This is a genomic window from Haematomicrobium sanguinis DSM 21259 (genome assembly GCF_000688395.1).
Lineage (GTDB): Bacteria > Actinomycetota > Actinomycetes > Actinomycetales > Micrococcaceae > Haematomicrobium > Haematomicrobium sanguinis.
Window position 1 is genome coordinate 85590 of record NZ_JIAG01000006.1, and the last position, 16839, is coordinate 102428.

Genomic DNA, 16839 nt, shown 5'->3' on the forward strand with positions numbered 1-16839 from the left:
TCTATGGTCACCACCGGCAAGCGTCCACAATGCGGGTCTATGCTGAGCGAGAAATCATGCTTTCGGCGGAGCCCACCCCAACGCGGCACTGTAGGAAACTTACAGAAACCATCCAGGAAACGTCACCCAAAGCTCCAGCCGGGACTGGCACAGTGGTGAGAAAGCAACGATCGAGAACAAGGAAGAACTATGAGTAACCCCCTCAACTCTCAGCCAGACCCGAATTACCCGCCCAAACCCCACAACGCCCCGCAAAACTCGCAGCCAGTCGAGAACACCGAGCGCACCGAAGAGCTCGCCTCGGCTCCGCAAACGGCACAACAGTCGCAGCCCGGTTACCAGCAGACCACCGAAATTCCGCGGCACCAGCCCTCAAGCTATGCCTCGCAGTCGGCTCCGGCGCCCGCCCCCGGCACCAATTCCTTTGGCACCCCCACGTATGCCTCCGGCTATGCCACCCCGGTGACCCCGGTCTACAAAAAGCCCAAGAAAAAGGTGGGCATCGCGACCTTGGTGGTCGCCGCGTTGGCGGCAGGGCTGATTGGTGGGGGAACCGCCGTCGGACTTCAAACTGTGCTGAACCCCGGCACCAGCTCCCCGGCCGCAACCACCAGCAATGTCAATACGGACCCGGTCCTTGTCAATAATCCCGATTCCTCGACCAACGTGACCGCCGCGGCGCAAAAGGCGGCGCCGAGCGTGGTGACGATTTCGGCGGCCGGGCAGAGCGGTTCGGGTACCGGCTCGGGCATTATCTTGGATACAGACGGCAATATCCTGACCAACACCCACGTCATTACCCTTGGCGGTCAGGAAGCGAACGCTCAGATTCAGGTGCAGCTGTCCAACGGCAAGGTGTATGACGCGAAGGTTGTGGGCATGGACCCGACCAATGACCTCGCGGTCATCAAGATCGACGCCCCGGATCTGGTCCCGGCAACGCTCGGCGACTCGGCCAAGCTCAATGTCGGTGACGTCGCGATCGCGATTGGCGCGCCGCTCGGCCTCTCCAACACCGTGACCGACGGCATCATCTCCACCCTGAACCGCACCATTTCGGTGCAGTCCTCGGCGGCACCGGAGCAGACCCCGGACAGCCAACAGGGCGAGGGCGGGGACCCGTGGAACTTTGCGCCGCCGGAGGGCGCGACCCCGCGTCAACAGCAGTCCAAGGGCGTGACCTACCTGAACGTGATCCAGACCGATGCGGCCATCAACCCGGGTAATTCCGGCGGCGCGCTCGTGAATGAAAAGGGCGAGGTCATTGGTGTGAACGTGGCGATTGCGTCCGCGGGCCAGTCCTCCGAGGGTGAATCCGGGAACATCGGTGTCGGCTTCGCGATCCCGATCAATAACGCCAAGCGCATTGCCGAGGATATCATCCAAAACGGTAAGGCCTCACACGGATTCTTGGGCGTCTCGGTGACCCCTGTCGGTCCCGAGGGCACGCAGGCGCAGTCCTCGGCATTCTCGGTGGGCGCCCAGGTGCGCTCGGTGGAGCCGAACTCTCCTGCCTCCGGCGCGGGCCTCAAGGAAGGCGACATCATTACCGCGGTGGGCGATCGTCCCATCCGCGACGGCCAGGAACTGACCGCAACCATCCGCGAGTATGCGGCCGGTTCGGACGCGAAAATCACGTTCACCCGTGATGGTCAGAGCCAAACCGTCGATGTGAAACTCGGCACACAACAGCAGTAAAGGTTACCTCCCATTGCCCGGGCCCAGAATCGTGAGAGCGATTCTGGGCCCGTTCTGTGATTAGCTAAAAGGGCAAAAATCTGAGTCGAAGAACTAAGGAACACTGTGTCCGCACTCACGATCGCCGTCCTGGTCAAGTATGTGCCAGATGTGCAACTTGAACGCTCCTTCCGCGCCGACCAACCGGTGCTCGATCGCTCCAATAGCATCCTGTCCGAGCTGGACGAATACGCTGTGGAGCAGGCGGTGCAGATCGCCGAGGCGAACCCTGGAAGCACCGTCACAGCGCTCACGATGGGCCCGCCCGAGGCCGAGAGCGCATTGAAGAAGGCCCTGCAAATGGGTGCCGACCGGGCCATCTTGCTCAGCGATGACGCCCTTGCCGGCTCCGACGCATACGCTAGTGCGCTGGCGCTCACCGAAGCGCTGCGCCGCATCGACGGGGTAAACCTGGTGGTCACCGGTATGAGTTCCACTGACGGGGAGACCGCGCTTGTGCCCGCACAAATTGCCGCCCGGCTGAATTTCGCGCCGGCCCTTTTTGCCGCGCAGGTGAATTACGACGGCGATGCCCTCACCTACCAGCGCGAGCGGGACAACGATTCGCTCACTCTCTCCGTGCCGCTTCCTGCCGTGCTGTCGGTGACCGATCAGGCAAATGAACCGCGGTATCCGAATTTCAAGGCCATCATGGCGGCGCGCAAGAAGCCGTTGGAGACGTGGAGCCTCGCCGAGGTCGGGTTGGATGCGTCGCAAGTCGGCGCCGCCGGGTCAAAGACCGAAGTCGTGTCCGTGGCCGCTCGCGGGGAACGCGGCGCAGGGCAGATTGTGACCGATGACGGCACCGCGGCCGCCCAACTTGCCGAGTTCTTGGCCGCAAAAAAGCTGATCTAAACGGGAAGTTTCAGGAACAACTCATGACAACACTTGTGTATTTGGCCGGAGCGGATGAGCACCTTTCCGGAACCCACCTCGAACTCTTGGCGGCGGCCGGGGCTCTGAGCGCTGGACCGATTGCCGTCGCGATCGCAGGGGAGCCGGACGAGGCGTCCATACCGGCGCTGGTGGCGGCCGGTGTCGACACCATCTACTTCAGCGTGCAGGAGGAACTGGAACCCGGCCTCACGGTGGCGCTCGCGGATTTTGTTTCGCAAGCGGCCACGACGGCCGGTGCTAGTGCGGTGGTCTTGGACAGCTCGCAGGAGTCGGCTGAAATTGCCGGTCGGCTCGGCGTGACCTTGGATGCTGGGGTCATCACCGACGTGGTGGGCATCAACAAGGACGGCTCCGCGCGCAAATCCGTCCTTGCCGGCGAGTTTGTGAGCGTGGCACGGCCTACAGCTGACATCGCGATTTACACCGTGAAGCCCAACTCCTTTGAAGCCGTTCCCGGTAGCGGCACCGCCATTCCGGACGCTGCCGAGGTCGAGACGGCGTTCTCCGATGTTGCCCGCAGTATTTCGTTGATTTCCCGAACCCCGCGCGAGTCCACCGGGCGTCCGGAGTTGACCGAGGCGCGCATTGTGGTGGCTGGAGGTCGGGGCGTCGACGGCAATTTTGCGCCCGTCGAGGAGCTAGCCGATGTGCTCGGTGCCGCTGTTGGAGCGTCCCGAGTGGCCACCGATGCCGGGTGGATCGACCACAACGCACAGGTGGGGCAGACCGGCAAGACGGTGTCCCCGCAACTCTACGTTTCGGTCGGTATCTCGGGCGCGGTTCAACAAAAGGCGGGTATGCAGACGGCGCGGACCATTGTGGCTATCAACAGTGACCCCGATGCGCCGGTGTTTGAGATTGCCGACTTTGGCATCGTCGGCGACCTCTTCGAGGTACTCCCGGCGCTGACCCAAGAGATCAAAAACCGCAAAGGTATGGTCTAAGCGTGGGCGCTGACACCGTTTTGACGGGGCTCGATGACCGGGCGCTGGGGGAGATCCGGCGCGTTCTGGTTTTTAGCGCGCACCCGGATGATGTGGACTTCGGGGTAGCCGGGACGGTTGCGCAGTTGACCGATCGCGGCGTTGAGGTGACCTACGCGATCGTGACCGACGGCGATGCTGGCGGATTCGACGCCGAAACGCACGGTGACATCACCGAGACGCGGCATGAAGAACAGCGCGAAGCGGCGGCAACCGTGGGCGTGAGCGACGTCCGGTTTATGGGCTACCGCGACGGCTACGTGGAACCCAGTATCGAGCTGATCAAGGACATGGTGGCGATCATCCGCGAGGTCCGTCCCGATGTGGTGATCTCAATGCACCCCGAGCGCGACTGGAACCGCCTGCAAAAGAGCCACCCGGACCACCTCGCGAGCGGCGAGGCAGTGGTGCGCGCGGTATACCCGGCGAGCGAGAATCAGTTCGCGTTCCCCGAGTTGGCTGCGGCCGGATTGGACTCCTACCGGGTGCCGTGGCTGTGGCTCTATGCGGCCCCGAGCCACCTAGAAAACTTCGCCGTGGACGTTACGAGTACGGTGGATCGGAAAATGTCAGCGCTGCGCCACCACTTGAGCCAGCACCCCGACATTGAGGGCATGGAGCGCAATGTCCGCGCGGGACTTGAGGAGAACGCCACACGGTTCGCCAAAGACGGCTCCGCGGAACTCTTCCATGTGGTCGGGGTCAATACGCCGAGCACTTTCGCCGGTTTCTAGCCCACCGCTCATCCGCTGTTCATCCGCTAATTGCGTTTTCATCCGGCAATTGCGTCATGAAAACGCAATTAGCGGATGAGCAGCGGGGGATGGCGCTACTCGGCGCCGGCAAAGCCGTTCTGACGCCACGCTTCGTAGACGGCGATGGATGCAGAATTGGCGAGGTTGAGCGAACGGCGTGCCGGAACCATGGGCAGGCGCACCAGAGCGCTCACGTGCGGGTCGGCCTTGACCTCGGCGGGAAGCCCCACCGACTCGGGGCCAAACATGAGTACGTCGCCCGGCTCGTAGGCAATGTCGGTGTGGCGCATCGAGCCTTCCGCGCTGAACGCCCACACCCGCTCGGGTTTCAGATGTTCCCACGCGGCCTCGAGGTTCGGGTGCACTTTCAGGACAGCGAGGTCGTGATAATCCAGTCCGGCCCGGCGCAGTTTCGCGTCTTCGAAATCGAAACCGACCGGTTCCACGACGTGCAATTCGCTTCCGGTGACCGCGGCCAGACGGATCGCGTTGCCAGTGTTGCCGGGAATTTCGGGGGTGTAAAAGAGGATGCGAAACACCTGGACAAGTGTACCGGCAGTCAGTCATCCACTAGTTCGCGGGCGTGCCGCAACGCGGCGAGGTCCACCTTCAAGGGGGTGGGGGAGGAGGCAAAAAAACTCTTGAGCCCGCGAAGGAGGCTTCCGGGATTTGCCGGGGACACGTCGTCGTACTTCCATGCGGGTCCGGTGGATAGGTTGGCAATCACGGGGGTAAAGGGATTCCCGTCCCGGTCATGGAGCACGGCCCAGCCGGCCACCCGGAAGCCGGGGAAGGCGAGCGTCGCTTCGAGGACCTTCATGCGCAAGGGCTCGAGCGATACCTCGGTGTTGCCGTGGCGGAGCGCCGCCCCGTCCCAAGAGTAGGACTCAAAGGGGGCGTGGAGGGACTCGATCACGGCAAGGTGGTCGCCGCCGAAGATGAGGTGGTGCGCTCGGCTTGCGTCTCGCCCCTCGCCGAGCGCCACATTGTTGATGACGCGGGCGGCCTTGTATTTGGTGAGCAGGGTGCCGTTGAGCCAAGTGAGGGTCGCGCGGGCGGCGTCATTGGCTTGACCGGCGCTGCGTCGGAGCGCGTTCAAGCCGCGCGGGGCCGGAATGTCGCCATAAATTTGTTGACTCGCGTCCGCCGGGGAGAGCAGGAACGGGGAATCGCGCTGGAATGGCGGCTCGAATTGCGGGAGACCTGCGAGCGCGGAATCGTCCGGGCTCGCGGCACCAGCGGCGGTGCGGGTCGCGTCGCGTGTGGCCTGGCTGGGACGGGTGCCGTTGCGGTAGGCGCCGCCCGTGTAGGTACCGCTGGTGTATGCGCCGGTCGTCGAGGATGGGCGCGTGCCATTGGTCGAGGGGTTAGTGAGGCGGAGGTCGTAGCTACGGCGCAACTCGACGTGGGAGAGGACCCGATACGCCTCGGCAACGGCGTGGAATTGAGTGGGACTGCCACCGGAGTCGGGATGGGCGGCACGGGCGGCCTTGCGGTAGCCGCGCCGAATTTCGGTGTCTGTGGCGTCGCGGGGCACGCCGAGGATCTCATAATGAGTCGGCGTGGCGGACATGAGCTCTCCTGGGTGAGGCGCCGGGTGCGGGCTTGCGGTAGCCGCGCCGGCGCGAAATTTGTACCTAGCCAGGGTACCGAATCAGTCTTTCCAGTAGCGCAGAAACAGCATGCTGTTCTCCACCAGCGCAGACTTGAGCGTGAAGGGGCTGAGCTGCTCGGAGACGGCGCCGGCGGTGATGCGGGTGGCGTCCGTGAGGGCGAGGTGGGGGCTGAGCGTGAGGCACAGTTCGTCCGCGAGCCCTTGAGCGGCGAAGGCGCCGAAAACGTGCGGGCCGCCCTCGCTGAGCAGCTTGGTCAGGCCGCGATCTTTGAGGTAGTCGATCAGCGCCGTGATGTCGACTGTATTTTCACTGCCGTCGGCGCTGAGCGGCAACACGTCCGCTACCTCGCGGAACTGGTCGCCGCGACTCGCGGCAGCGCTGTCCGTGGTGACCAGAAGTGGCCGGCGCGGCGCCTGGGTGAAGAAGTCGCTACTGGGTTCTAGGGTGAGGGTTCGGGAGAGCACCACTACCAGGGGAGGGTCCTCCCGCTCCACGAGTGCGCCGACGTACCCTTCGGCGCGGATGGTCCCGGCGCCCACAATGATCGCGTCGGCGCTGCGGCGCAATACTTGCATGACTTCCTGATCGGTGGGCGAGCCGAGCGGCCCGGCGTGCCCGTCAAAGGCGGCGATGCCATCGAGCGAAGACACAAAATTGAACCGCAGCCAGGCGGTGCCGGCGGGAAGATCCTCGGGGTAGGCGTAATTTGCCTCGATTTGGGCACTGCTGAGGGCTTTGCCGGGTGTCAGCTCTTCCATGTGGTTCCTCTCTGCGATCGGGCGCCGAGTCTAGTCGTTCCGCTCACCCATATTGTGCTTGAGATACGCCGGTTCGCGCAGACCCAGCACGGCCTCGGTCATCGTCAGTGCCGCTCGGGCGGCGGCAATGTTGTGCATCCGCACGAGCCTCGCCCCGGCAGTGGCGCACATGGTCATGACGGCGAGCGAACCTTCGAGGCGGTGTTCTTTGGTGGCATTCAGGGTTTCGCCGATGAAATCCTTATTCGACACCGCGGCCAAGACCGGGAAACCAGCGTCGGTGAACTCGGCGAAGCGACGGGTAATCTCCAGGCTGTGCAGCGTGTTTTTGTTGAGATCGTGGCCGGGATCGATGATGATCCGATCCTCGGGCACCCCGAGCGCAACCGCTTCATCGACCTTGCGCAGCAGAAATTCGCGTATCTCAGCAACCACGTCGCCGTAGCTGGGTCGAGGGTACTGGGTGCGCGGCGTTGCTAAGGAGTGTGTGATCACCAGGTGCGCGTCATGTTCGGCGACGGCGCGGGCGAGGTCCGGGTAGGCGAGTCCGGTGGTGTCATTGATCACATGCGCGCCGGCGTGGAGGGCAGCCGAGGCGACCGCAGGCTGAAATGTGTCCACCGAGATGATAGCGGCCGAGCGTTCCGCAACTTCTCGCACCACCGGGATCACCCGCTGAATTTCCTCGGCCGCCGGAATTTCCGGTCCCGGTCGAAACGGCACCCCACCGATATCTATCCAGTCCGCCCCGTGGCGTTCGGCCTGCAGACTAGCGGAAACCGCTGCCTCGAGAGCGAAGGTGGCACCAGAGTCATAGAACGAATCCGGTGTCCGGTTCACGATCGCCATCAGCGCAACGCGGGTCGAGAAATCGAAGGTGCGGTCGCCGAAATGGCGCACCGGATGGCGCAGGGTGGGGGCGGTGAACGAGGTCATCGATTCTGAGCCTAGCCGAGCGAGCCCGCACACGCATCGACCCTGAACCGACCAAGAGCCGACCAGGAGCCGACCCGGTCAGGTGCGCTAAAATTGTCTGGTGCCCGTGAACCGTCAAGATCCGGTCTACTTGGATCACGCGGCGACCACGCCGATCAGCGTGCCAGCCCTCGCCGCACTCACCCAAGAACTCAGCCGTAGCACGAACCCCTCGTCCCTGCACGGCTCGGGCCGTCGCGCCCGAATGGTGGTGGAGGACGCTCGCGAAACCATCGCGCGCGCCGCCGGAGCGCACCCCTCGCACGTAATTTTCACGTCTGGGGGGACCGAGTCTGACAATCTTGCAGTCAAGGGTTTGTGGTGGTCGCGGCTGGCCGAAGACCCGGCGCGGCGGGTGATTTTGTGTTCGGCAATCGAGCATCACGCGGTTCAAGATGCCGTGGAATGGCTCGAAAGCCATGAGGGCGCCGAGGTTACCTGGCTCCCGGTGGACGCCGAGGGCCGCATCGATCTCGAGGCATACCGGCAGGCGCTTGCTGAGCATGCCGGGCGGATCAACTTTGCGACGCTCATGTGGGCGAACAATGAGGTCGGCACCATTCAGCCGATCGCCGAGTTTACCGCGCTCGCGGCCGCGCATGGGGTTCCGGTGCACTCGGATGCGGTGCAGGCGTTCGGTCAGATTCCGGTGGATTTCGCGGCGTCCGGCCTTGCCACGATGGCGATTTCCGCACACAAGATCGGTGGGCCTGTTGGCATCGGGGCGCTGCTAGTGGACCGCGCGGTGAAGCTGACTCCCACCCAGCACGGTGGCGGGCAGGAGCGGGATCTGCGCTCGGGAACGTTGGACGCGCCGGCGGCCGCGGCCTTTGCTGTTGCGGCAGGCGAGGTGAGTGCGAACCTGGAAGGCGAGCATCGCCGTCTTACTTCACTGCGGGATGAATTGATTGCCGGGGTTTTGGAGCGCGTGCCGGATGCCCGCCTGAGCGGGCCGAATCCGTTGGCACCCAAGATGTACGACGGCGATGCTCGCCTCCCAGCCAACGCGCACTTTACCTTTCCCGGTACAGAGGGCGATTCGCTGTTGTTTCTGTTGGATGCCGCCGGCGTGGAAAGCTCGACCGGCTCGGCGTGCACGGCCGGGGTGCCGCGGCCTTCGCACGTTTTGCTCGCGATGGGCATGAGCGAGGAACAAGCGCGGGGTGCGCAGCGCTTTACCTTGGGGCACTCGAGTACCCGCGAGGACGTTGCGGCGTTGCTTGATGTGCTTCCCGAGGCGTATGAGCGGGCCCGGAAGGCCGGAATGGCCGGGCACGAGTCGAGAATTCAAACGGCGGCGACGGTGGCACGAAGCCGGGCCAGTTGAAGCGATGATTGAGGATATGACATGAAGATTTTGGCAGCGATGAGCGGCGGAGTGGATTCCGCTGTGGCCGCCGCGCGTGCGGTGGAGGCCGGGCATGAGGTTGTCGGCGTGCACTTGGCGCTTTCACGGATGCCCGGCACTTTGCGCACCGGGAGCCGCGGCTGTTGCACGATCGAGGACTCGCGTGACGCGTGGCGGGCGTGCGACAAGCTGGGTATTCCGTACTATGTCTGGGATTTTTCCGAGCGGTTCAAGGAAGACGTAGTGGATGACTTCATTGAAGAGTATGCGGCCGGGCGGACGCCGAATCCGTGCATGCGCTGTAATGAGCGGATCAAGTTTGCGGCGCTCTTGGAGAAGGCGCTGGCGTTGGGATTTGATGCGGTGTGCACCGGGCATTACGCGAAGGTTGTGACGCTAGAGGATGGTTCGCGCGAGTTGCACCGGGCGGCAGATTGGGCCAAGGACCAGAGCTATGTTTTGGGTGTGCTGACCGCTGAGCAGTTGGAGCACTGCTACTTCCCGCTCGCCGATACGCCGAGCAAGGCCGAGGTGCGGGCCGAGGCGGAGCGGCGTGGGCTCTCGGTGGCGCAAAAGCCGGATTCGCACGATATTTGCTTCATTCCCGACGGGGATACCCGCGGGTGGCTCGAGGAGCGCATCGAGATGAGCGAGGGCGCGATCGTGAACCAGAATGGGGAGACGGTGGGTTCGCACACCGGGGCGAACGCGTTTACCGTGGGTCAGCGGCGCGGGCTGAAGTTGGGCACGCCGGCTGCGGATGGGAAGCCGCGCTTTGTGTTGGAGATTCGTCCCAAGGAAAACACCGTGGTGGTGGGTCCGCAGGAGCTGCTGGACATTGAACAGTTGCGCGGGATCAAGGTTTCCTGGGCCGGAGCACCGGTGCCCGAAGTTGCCGGTGTGTCTTCCGCGGTGGGCAGCGTCGGCGAAGAGTTTGAGTGCATGGCGCAGGTGCGCGCACATGGCGACCCGGTTCCGGCCTCGGCGTGGGTCGAGGTAGTTACAGAGGGGGTGACCGAGCTGGTGGTGCGTCTGGATGAACCATTACGCGGTGTTGCGCCGGGGCAGACTGTGGTGTTGTACCAGGGGTCGCGCGTGTTGGGGCAGGCGACGATTGATTCGGCGCGGTCGCTGGCTTGGGATGCTGCGGCAGTCTCCTAGACTGCTTGTATGAGTTCCACGAGCGCGAACGAGTACACCCCGGCGCCCTTCGACCCGAGGGCATCATCGTTGCAAGGTGAAGTGCCTGAGGACGTGATGGCAGAGCTATTGTCGATGCGATCGAGTATCGACAACATCGACGCGACGTTGGTGTTTTTATTGGCCGAGCGGTTCAAAGCGACGCAACGGGTGGGCGTGCTCAAGGCGCAGCACCAGCTTCCTCCGGGGGACCCGGACCGGGAGGCCGCGCAAATTGGCCGGTTGCGGGTGTTGGCTGAAGAGGCGCACCTGGATCCGGCGTTTGCAGAGAAATTCTTGAACTTCATTATTTCCGAGGTGATTCGCCACCATCAGGCGATTGCCGACGATCATCAACGTGATGACGGCGCCGGTGCCGGCTCAAGTGACGCAGTCCGTGGACGCGATGACGTTGGGCGCAGTGACGTTGGGCGCAGTGACGTTGGCGCGCAAGCTGCGCCGGAGGGTCATGGCGACTGAGCTTGCCGGAGCGGACGGGACGGGCGCAGTCGGGCCGCGTGCGGTTGCGACGGGCTTGGGTCCCTGGCCCGGGAGCGATCCGCTGGAAGCGTGCCGAGTTGTTTTTGGTGAACTCGCCGATTCCAACTTGCCGTTTGTGCCGTTGCTTTCCGCCCGCGGTGCCGGAAGCGACATCATTGGGCGTACGCTCGCGGTCATGCCCGAGGTGTTTGCCGAGACCGCGCCTTACGGTTGGCGGTTAGTCCCAGTTGCCGGGGTAGATCACGGGCGGTTGCTGAGTTTTTGGCGTGACGATCTATTGGCGGTGGAGACCGTTGCACGAGCCTATGGGGATGGGAGGGCGGGCTCAGACCCGGGGCTCAATGCGCTGAAAGTGCAGTTTGCCGGTCCCGCACAACTCTGGTCCAACGTCCGGCTTGGGGTGGGGGAACGCGCCGTTAGAGATTATGGTGCCCGCCGGGATCTGAGTGCTGCGCTGGCCGAGGGTGTCGAGGAAGCTGTCAAGGCACTCTTGGTGTTCAGTCCCGGCACCCGCATCGTGGTGCAACTGGATGAGACGCTGGTGAGCAATGCGCTCGAGGGCACGCTCAAGACCAGTAGCGGATACCAGACGCATCGTTCCGTGGATCGGCAGGAAGTGCGGCAAGCGTGGAGCACGGTGATCGATGCTGCGCACTTGGCTGGGACTAGTGAGGTGTGGGTTAACCTCGTTGGACGGCCGATGTCGGCGATCCCGTGGGAGCTTATCGCGGATTCGCGTGCGGATGGGCTTGTCTCTGATATGCCCTCGAGTGCGCGGGGTCTTGACCGATTGAGCGAGTTCATCGATTCCGGGCGCCACGTGTGCTGGTCTGCTGTCCGAGATGATTCGGTGGCGTCTCAAGCCGGTTCGATTCTGCAGGTATGGCGCGATCTTGGGTTTGGGTCCGCGCAACTCGGTCGACTCGTCCTTGCTCACCGACCAGGGTTGGCTTCTGGAAGTGTGGTGCAGGCTCGGGCAGCGCTCAAGACAGCTGTTTATGTCGCGAGTGCGATCAACGAACAAACCTCGGCGTAATTGTTGCTCCATTTGCCCTGCTGTGGGCTTTTCAGAGCGAAAACATCGTATCTCGATCGAAGTCTCTAAGATTTTTCACTGGTGATCTGCTGTACCGTTTTTCGGGGGTCGCGACGTTCTTGGTATCGATGTGTAAATTCTGACTTAATGCCGTTAGGCTGCAGAATTTCTCGCGTCGACTTGACGCGGCAGATTGCCTGCTGTGAGAGGTAAGCAGAGCGGCTGGATGCGCGCGATAGATTTCTTAAATCGGCGCAGAAAAGATTACGTAAAAGGCTCGTATACTTAACCTTAAACCATTGGTTGAAGAATTGTGTTGAATTATCCGAAATAAGTTGTGGTGTGCCTCACATGAGAGTAGTATTAGGGGTATGGAAGACCTGAATCCCGGGGCGCAACGCCCGGACCGGAAACCCGGTGACACTCGTGGGGATGACACCCCGACTGTCACCGGTCCGGTTGCTGCGGGCAACGGTGCGCGCGAGGCGACGGGGGTGTCCTCGGGTAACGGTTCTTCTGCTCATGGTCCCGACGTTAACAGCCGGCACCGACATCCAGTTTCCGGCCCCGATGCCGTCCCGGAGCCTGCCACCGATACAGACGCTGACACTGACACTGACACTGACACTGGCGCTGACACTGGCGCTGACATTGGCGCTGATGCTGTGGCTGGTGCGGGGGTGGTGAGTGTGTTTTCGGGGGTGGCGGGGTTGGCGGGCGTGTCCGCGGTGTTGCGGGGTCTGGTGGATGAGTTGGGTGTGGTGGGGGTGGGGGCGCCGCGGCGGGATATTTTGGATGCGGCGTTAGAGGTTGAAGCGTTATCCCGTGTGGTGGGTTCGGTGCAGGTGCGGTTGGCCGGGTTGTTGGAGAGCGAGCATGTGGCCTCCAGTCCGCGGGGCGGATCGTATGGGTGGGAGGATGAGCCGTTACGTCCGGAATATAAGACCACGAAAGACTTGATGGTCAACACGTTGCATATTCGGGCCCGGGACGCGGCGAACCGGTTGACCTTGGCGGAGGTGACCGCGCCGCGGGTGCATATGGACGGGTCCCCTCGGGACGCGAAAGAACCGGAGTTGGCCAAACTGGTGGCCGCTGGTGAGGTCGGGATCGATGGTGCGGTGGTGATCCACGAGGCGGTGAAAAGTATCCGGTCCCATAGATCGGTGGTTCCCGCGTTTGAGGGGGAGTCATCGGGCGTGGATGTGGATGAGTTGGCGGTGGCCGCGGAGCAGCATTTGTGTGAGCTTGCCTCCGGGTTCGGGCCCGAGTTCTTGCGTCGGGTCGGGCAGCATTACGAGGCGATCGCTGATCAGGACGGGGCTGAACCCTCTGAACGGTATTTGGCGGTGCATCAAGGATTGTTTTACCTGGGCCGTCAGGGGAAGTTGCATGTGCTCAAAGCTGTGCTCACCCAGGAACAATACGAAGCGTTAGCGACCACGTTGAACGCGTTCCTCACCCACCCCCGCACCAGCGCCGACACCGGCACGGGCGCTAGTACCGGCACGGGCGCCGGTGCTAGCGCGGGCGCGGGTGCTGGTGTGGGTGTGGACACGCCTGTGGGTCAGGTGTTGGCGATGCTCGGTGTGGAACCTAGCGGTAGGCAGGTCGAGCGCTCCAGGCAGGGGTGGGAAGCGACGTACCCGCAAAAACTTCTCGACATCCTCATCGCCACGGCCCGGCACGGCGGGCTCGCGCTCACCGATCCACCCACCAAACCCCGTACCAACACTTCGCCCAGCAGCAAGAATGGCGGCATTGGCCCGGCCGCGGCGGAACATGGAGAATCGGCGCCTGACGAGATGGCCGGCGGGGCGCTCGCGCACCCGGCCGGGGCCGACGGACCCGAACCAGCAGCGCCACCGCGCCCCGCTACCGCAGATTCGGCCGCAGATGTTTCTGCAGGTCCGGGGCCGGAGCCCGGGCCGGTTAGTGGCGATGGTGGCCTGGATTCTCGGGTGATGGTGCGTTCTCAGCAAACCCTGATCGCGATCATTGATCAGAACGACCTGACCGGCGCACTCGAGTCCGCTCACGGGGTCGGGTTCTTGGAACGGACCGGACCGATCCCGGCCAGCCAGTTACGGAAAATGGCGTGCGAGGCGAACATCATCCCCGTCGTGATGGGCGGCAACGGGCAACCCCTGGATGTCGGGCGGGCGAAACGGCTTTTCACCCCCGCCCAACGCGCCGGCCTTTACGCCAGGGACCGGGGCTGCATCTTCCCGAACTGCACCACTCCCATGAGCCTGTGCGAAGCACACCACCTGAACCCCTGGTCCGCTGGCGGGGCCACGAACCTGGACAACGGGGTACTGCTGTGCTCCTATCACCATCATCTGATCCACCGGGAACACTGGAAAATCATCATCACTAACCACACACCCTGGCTCATCCCGCCACCCTGGACCGATCCCGCTCAACACCCCGTGCGCAACCAACTCCACCACAACCCCACCACCACACCACCGCCCCCACCCACACCACGCCAATAAACACGGCGCCAATAAACACGGCGCCAATAAACACGGCGCGAATATGGCGACGCTAATAAACACGGCTTCGCCGCGAACAAGTGGAAGGCGCCGCGATGACGGGCTTTAGGCGGTGACATCGGCTGAGCGATCCCGAACTGGCGTCCTTCAGAGCTCCCAGTCGAGTCGGTGGCTCAAAATTGCCAGGAGCGACCTCGCCTCGTTTTGCCGGTGCAATTGCAGAAACGGGCTGGTCGGGACCTCACGATTCCCGGCCGCAATCATGTAACTCAGCAGAGACGAGTACCAGGAATCAATAAACTCCGCGGGAACATCTCTGGTCAGGGTTGAGCGCAGAATCCACGAATCGACGTCGAGACCTTGGCCGTGAGCCTGCATCAACACATAGAGCCAGTCAGACCATATCGGCCCGATAGTCAGCCAATTCCAGTCGACAATGAAGGCCGCGCCGCCGCTGTCGATCACAATATTGTCGGCTCGCAAATCATTGTGAACTGCGCACTCACCCTCCAACGCTTGTGGCGCGAGCCACGTGAGCTGATCTAGATGGCCAAGCTGTTCTCGGTTGAGGGTGCGTCCTAGCCAGGGTGCGTCAATTTCGCCTCGCATGAGGAAACGAAATGAAGCCATGGCAGAAGAGCCCGGCGTCCAGTCGTCGATCATTCTGCTGAGCTCTAACTCTGGAGGCGCAGGAGCCAACGCTTGCTCGTACTGGATGCAGGCACTTTCGACTCGTGCGAGGTCGTCATGAGTCCAAGGACGGCCGGGCATGTGCCCCAATACCGCTCTCGTCAAGAGAACCTGCCAATTGGCGTCCTGGTGGGGAACGAGAAAGGCGGCAATCAATTCAGGCGCCGGAACCTCGGCTGGAAGAACCTGCAACACTTCGGCTTCACGAACATAGCTTGCAAAGATGTGCTCCGAATCGGTCGAGGTCGCTTTCACAAAGGCGCGGCGCTCCCCGTATGTCACGACCGCCGCGAATCCATCGGTAAAACCTCCGGACGCAACTTCCACGCTAACCCGTCCGGCACCGGCGGCGCTCGGGCTTCCCTCCGAAGGCGAGCACAACACCCCACGCGACAGCACTGCCTCCAGGATCCTCGACTGCACGAGTACAGGCAAAGCATCCCACGGTTGCCGATTGGCCGTCGCTGCGTAATCAATACCAGAAGAATTCACGCTTACAACCGCCCGGCTGCCTTTAAACGTAAATACAAGTCAACGAGCGCCGACGGAAGCTCATACGGAGGAGCTTCTACCACTTCAGCGCCGGTCTGCCTGATCATCTGCGCAAGCGACTGCTGCTCTAAGACCGCGCGGTCGGCAGCGGCTGCCTGATAAGCCGTCGGTACCGTTGCCTTGACAGAACCTTGAGTATTCGAGTGCTCCCCAGCCGGCCGTCGCTTACCGTGAGCATCCACAGTTTCTGTGCCCCAACCGCCGAGGGTATCGTGTTCCAGTTCCGGGTCACGCACCGACGCCACAGCGACCGTATGGCGCGCCGTCAACATCGGCAGTACCGGCAGCAAGCCCTCGAGCACGGCACCCGTATCCAGGGCCGTCAAGAACACCACAAAACTCCGCTGTTTCGACAACCGCAATACTTCTGATGCGACAGCATCCCAGTCAGCCTCAACCAGTTCCGACGTGAGTCCAGACATCGCGGCGCCCAAACTGGTGAGCGTTGCCATTTTCATGGTTGATCGCACCCGTGAGCGCACGCGCCGATCGAAGGCCACGAAGTCAACGCGATCGCCGCCGCGCTCGGCCAGCGCCGCCAAAAGCAACGCCGCCTCAATACCGGTATCCAAACGCTGCTCATCAAGAATTCGGGCCGCCGAAGTCCTCGACGTGTCCAGCACAATGATGACCCGGCGGTCGCGCTCTGGGCGCCAGGTGCGCACCACCACTTCGCGGCTGCGTGCGGTGGCTCGCCAGTCGATGGACCGCACATCGTCGCCGCGAACGTATTCGCGTAACGAGTCGAACTCGGTGCCCTGGCCCCGCACATTCACGCTTGCCCGTGAATCAATCTCGTTCATGAGTTTGAGCTTCGAGGGCAAGAGCCGTTTGGACTTGAACGCGGGTAAAACGCGCAGCACTTCGGGGGCCGCGATCGTTGCCTGCCGACCAGCCACGCCCAACGGCCCCAATGACCTCATCGCCACATGACTTGCCCTGATGTCGCCCCGACGCGACGGGGTCAGCCGATAGCGCAACGCTCGCACTTCGCCGCCCGGAATGTGCAGACGAGCCACATTCCCCTCCGCTCCAGCAGACGGTTGCCACGCATCCTTGACCACCGCACGCAGAGTTTTACGATCGTGATTGGTCAACCGCAACGCGACCTCAGCGGTCTCACCCAAACGCACCGCACGCTCAAGATCGCGGGCCAACTCCACCCGGCGCGGAGAAGCTGCAAGAGCGACATCAACCACAACAGCAACAATGACCAGCGCGAGCCACACCGCCATCGTGACCCAACTCGGAAACAGGGCCACGGGCACCACGCCCAGCAACGCCACAATGACGGCTCGGTAGGTCAGCGCCATA

Annotated in this window: 15 protein-coding genes; 9 read left to right on the forward strand and 6 right to left on the reverse strand. The window is 63.0% G+C overall.

Annotated features, from left to right (window positions below):
• Positions 1-189 precede the first annotated feature (189 nt).
• The 4 genes from O148_RS0106890 (at position 190) to O148_RS0106905 (ending at position 4351) form a co-directional block, all read left to right on the forward strand.
• Positions 190-1698, forward strand: coding sequence for a trypsin-like peptidase domain-containing protein (locus tag O148_RS0106890; protein ID WP_026530325.1), 1509 nt, complete (start codon positions 190-192; stop codon positions 1696-1698).
• Between the two features lie 105 nt (positions 1699-1803).
• The gene (locus O148_RS0106895) at positions 1804-2592 is read left to right on the forward strand and encodes an electron transfer flavoprotein subunit beta/FixA family protein (protein WP_026530326.1); all 789 of its coding nucleotides are present in this window, start codon (positions 1804-1806) and stop codon (positions 2590-2592) included.
• Positions 2593-2615: 23 nt separating this feature from the next.
• Entirely contained in the window at positions 2616-3578 is a 963-nt protein-coding gene (locus tag O148_RS0106900) for an electron transfer flavoprotein subunit alpha/FixB family protein (protein WP_051619948.1), read from the forward strand.
• Between the two features lie 2 nt (positions 3579-3580).
• Complete coding sequence (locus O148_RS0106905) at positions 3581-4351, forward strand: PIG-L deacetylase family protein (RefSeq protein ID WP_051619949.1); 771 nt, start codon at positions 3581-3583, stop codon at positions 4349-4351.
• Between the two features lie 95 nt (positions 4352-4446).
• Here O148_RS0106905 and O148_RS0106910 read toward each other — a convergent pair whose 3' ends face one another.
• The 4 genes from O148_RS0106910 to folP form a co-directional block, all read right to left on the reverse strand.
• On the reverse strand, positions 4447-4911 hold the full coding sequence (locus O148_RS0106910; RefSeq protein ID WP_026530329.1) for a tRNA (cytidine(34)-2'-O)-methyltransferase: 465 nt from the start codon (positions 4909-4911) through the stop codon (positions 4447-4449).
• A gap of 20 nt (positions 4912-4931) precedes the next feature.
• Positions 4932-5945: a J domain-containing protein gene (locus O148_RS0106915; RefSeq protein ID WP_026530330.1), complete on the reverse strand. Its 1014-nt coding sequence runs from the start codon at positions 5943-5945 to the stop codon at positions 4932-4934.
• Positions 5946-6026: 81 nt separating this feature from the next.
• Complete coding sequence (locus tag O148_RS0106920; protein WP_051619950.1) at positions 6027-6746, reverse strand: dihydrofolate reductase family protein; 720 nt, start codon at positions 6744-6746, stop codon at positions 6027-6029.
• 30 nt (positions 6747-6776) lie between these two features.
• Positions 6777-7682 (reverse strand): dihydropteroate synthase, encoded by a 906-nt coding sequence (folP, locus tag O148_RS0106925; RefSeq protein ID WP_026530332.1) that lies wholly within the window; start codon positions 7680-7682, stop codon positions 6777-6779.
• 100 nt (positions 7683-7782) lie between these two features.
• On the opposite strand from folP, the gene O148_RS0106930 reads away from it, so the two are divergent.
• The 5 genes from O148_RS0106930 to O148_RS17970 all read left to right on the forward strand — a co-directional run bounded on the left by O148_RS0106930 (position 7783) and on the right by O148_RS17970 (position 14283).
• On the forward strand, positions 7783-9048 hold the full coding sequence (locus O148_RS0106930) for a cysteine desulfurase family protein (protein ID WP_240470818.1): 1266 nt from the start codon (positions 7783-7785) through the stop codon (positions 9046-9048).
• Positions 9049-9069: 21 nt separating this feature from the next.
• A complete protein-coding gene (gene mnmA / locus O148_RS0106935; RefSeq protein ID WP_026530334.1) occupies positions 9070-10230 on the forward strand; it encodes a tRNA 2-thiouridine(34) synthase MnmA in 1161 nt (386 codons plus the stop codon).
• Positions 10231-10239: 9 nt separating this feature from the next.
• Entirely contained in the window at positions 10240-10728 is a 489-nt protein-coding gene (locus O148_RS15330; RefSeq protein ID WP_084157157.1) for a chorismate mutase, read from the forward strand.
• The gene (locus O148_RS15335) at positions 10718-11785 is read left to right on the forward strand and encodes a uroporphyrinogen decarboxylase/cobalamine-independent methonine synthase family protein (protein WP_051619951.1); all 1068 of its coding nucleotides are present in this window, start codon (positions 10718-10720) and stop codon (positions 11783-11785) included. The genes O148_RS15330 and O148_RS15335 overlap by 11 nt, the downstream gene beginning before the upstream one ends.
• A 371-nt stretch (positions 11786-12156) precedes the next feature.
• Complete coding sequence (locus O148_RS17970; protein ID WP_026530335.1) at positions 12157-14283, forward strand: HNH endonuclease signature motif containing protein; 2127 nt, start codon at positions 12157-12159, stop codon at positions 14281-14283.
• A 147-nt stretch (positions 14284-14430) separates the two neighbouring features.
• On the opposite strand, the gene O148_RS0106955 is transcribed toward O148_RS17970, so the two are convergent.
• On the reverse strand, positions 14431-15465 hold the full coding sequence (locus O148_RS0106955) for a phosphotransferase family protein (RefSeq protein WP_084157159.1): 1035 nt from the start codon (positions 15463-15465) through the stop codon (positions 14431-14433).
• A 2-nt stretch (positions 15466-15467) separates the two neighbouring features.
• On the reverse strand, positions 15468-16838 hold the full coding sequence (locus tag O148_RS0106960) for a DUF58 domain-containing protein (RefSeq protein WP_026530337.1): 1371 nt from the start codon (positions 16836-16838) through the stop codon (positions 15468-15470).
• Position 16839 lies beyond the last annotated feature (1 nt).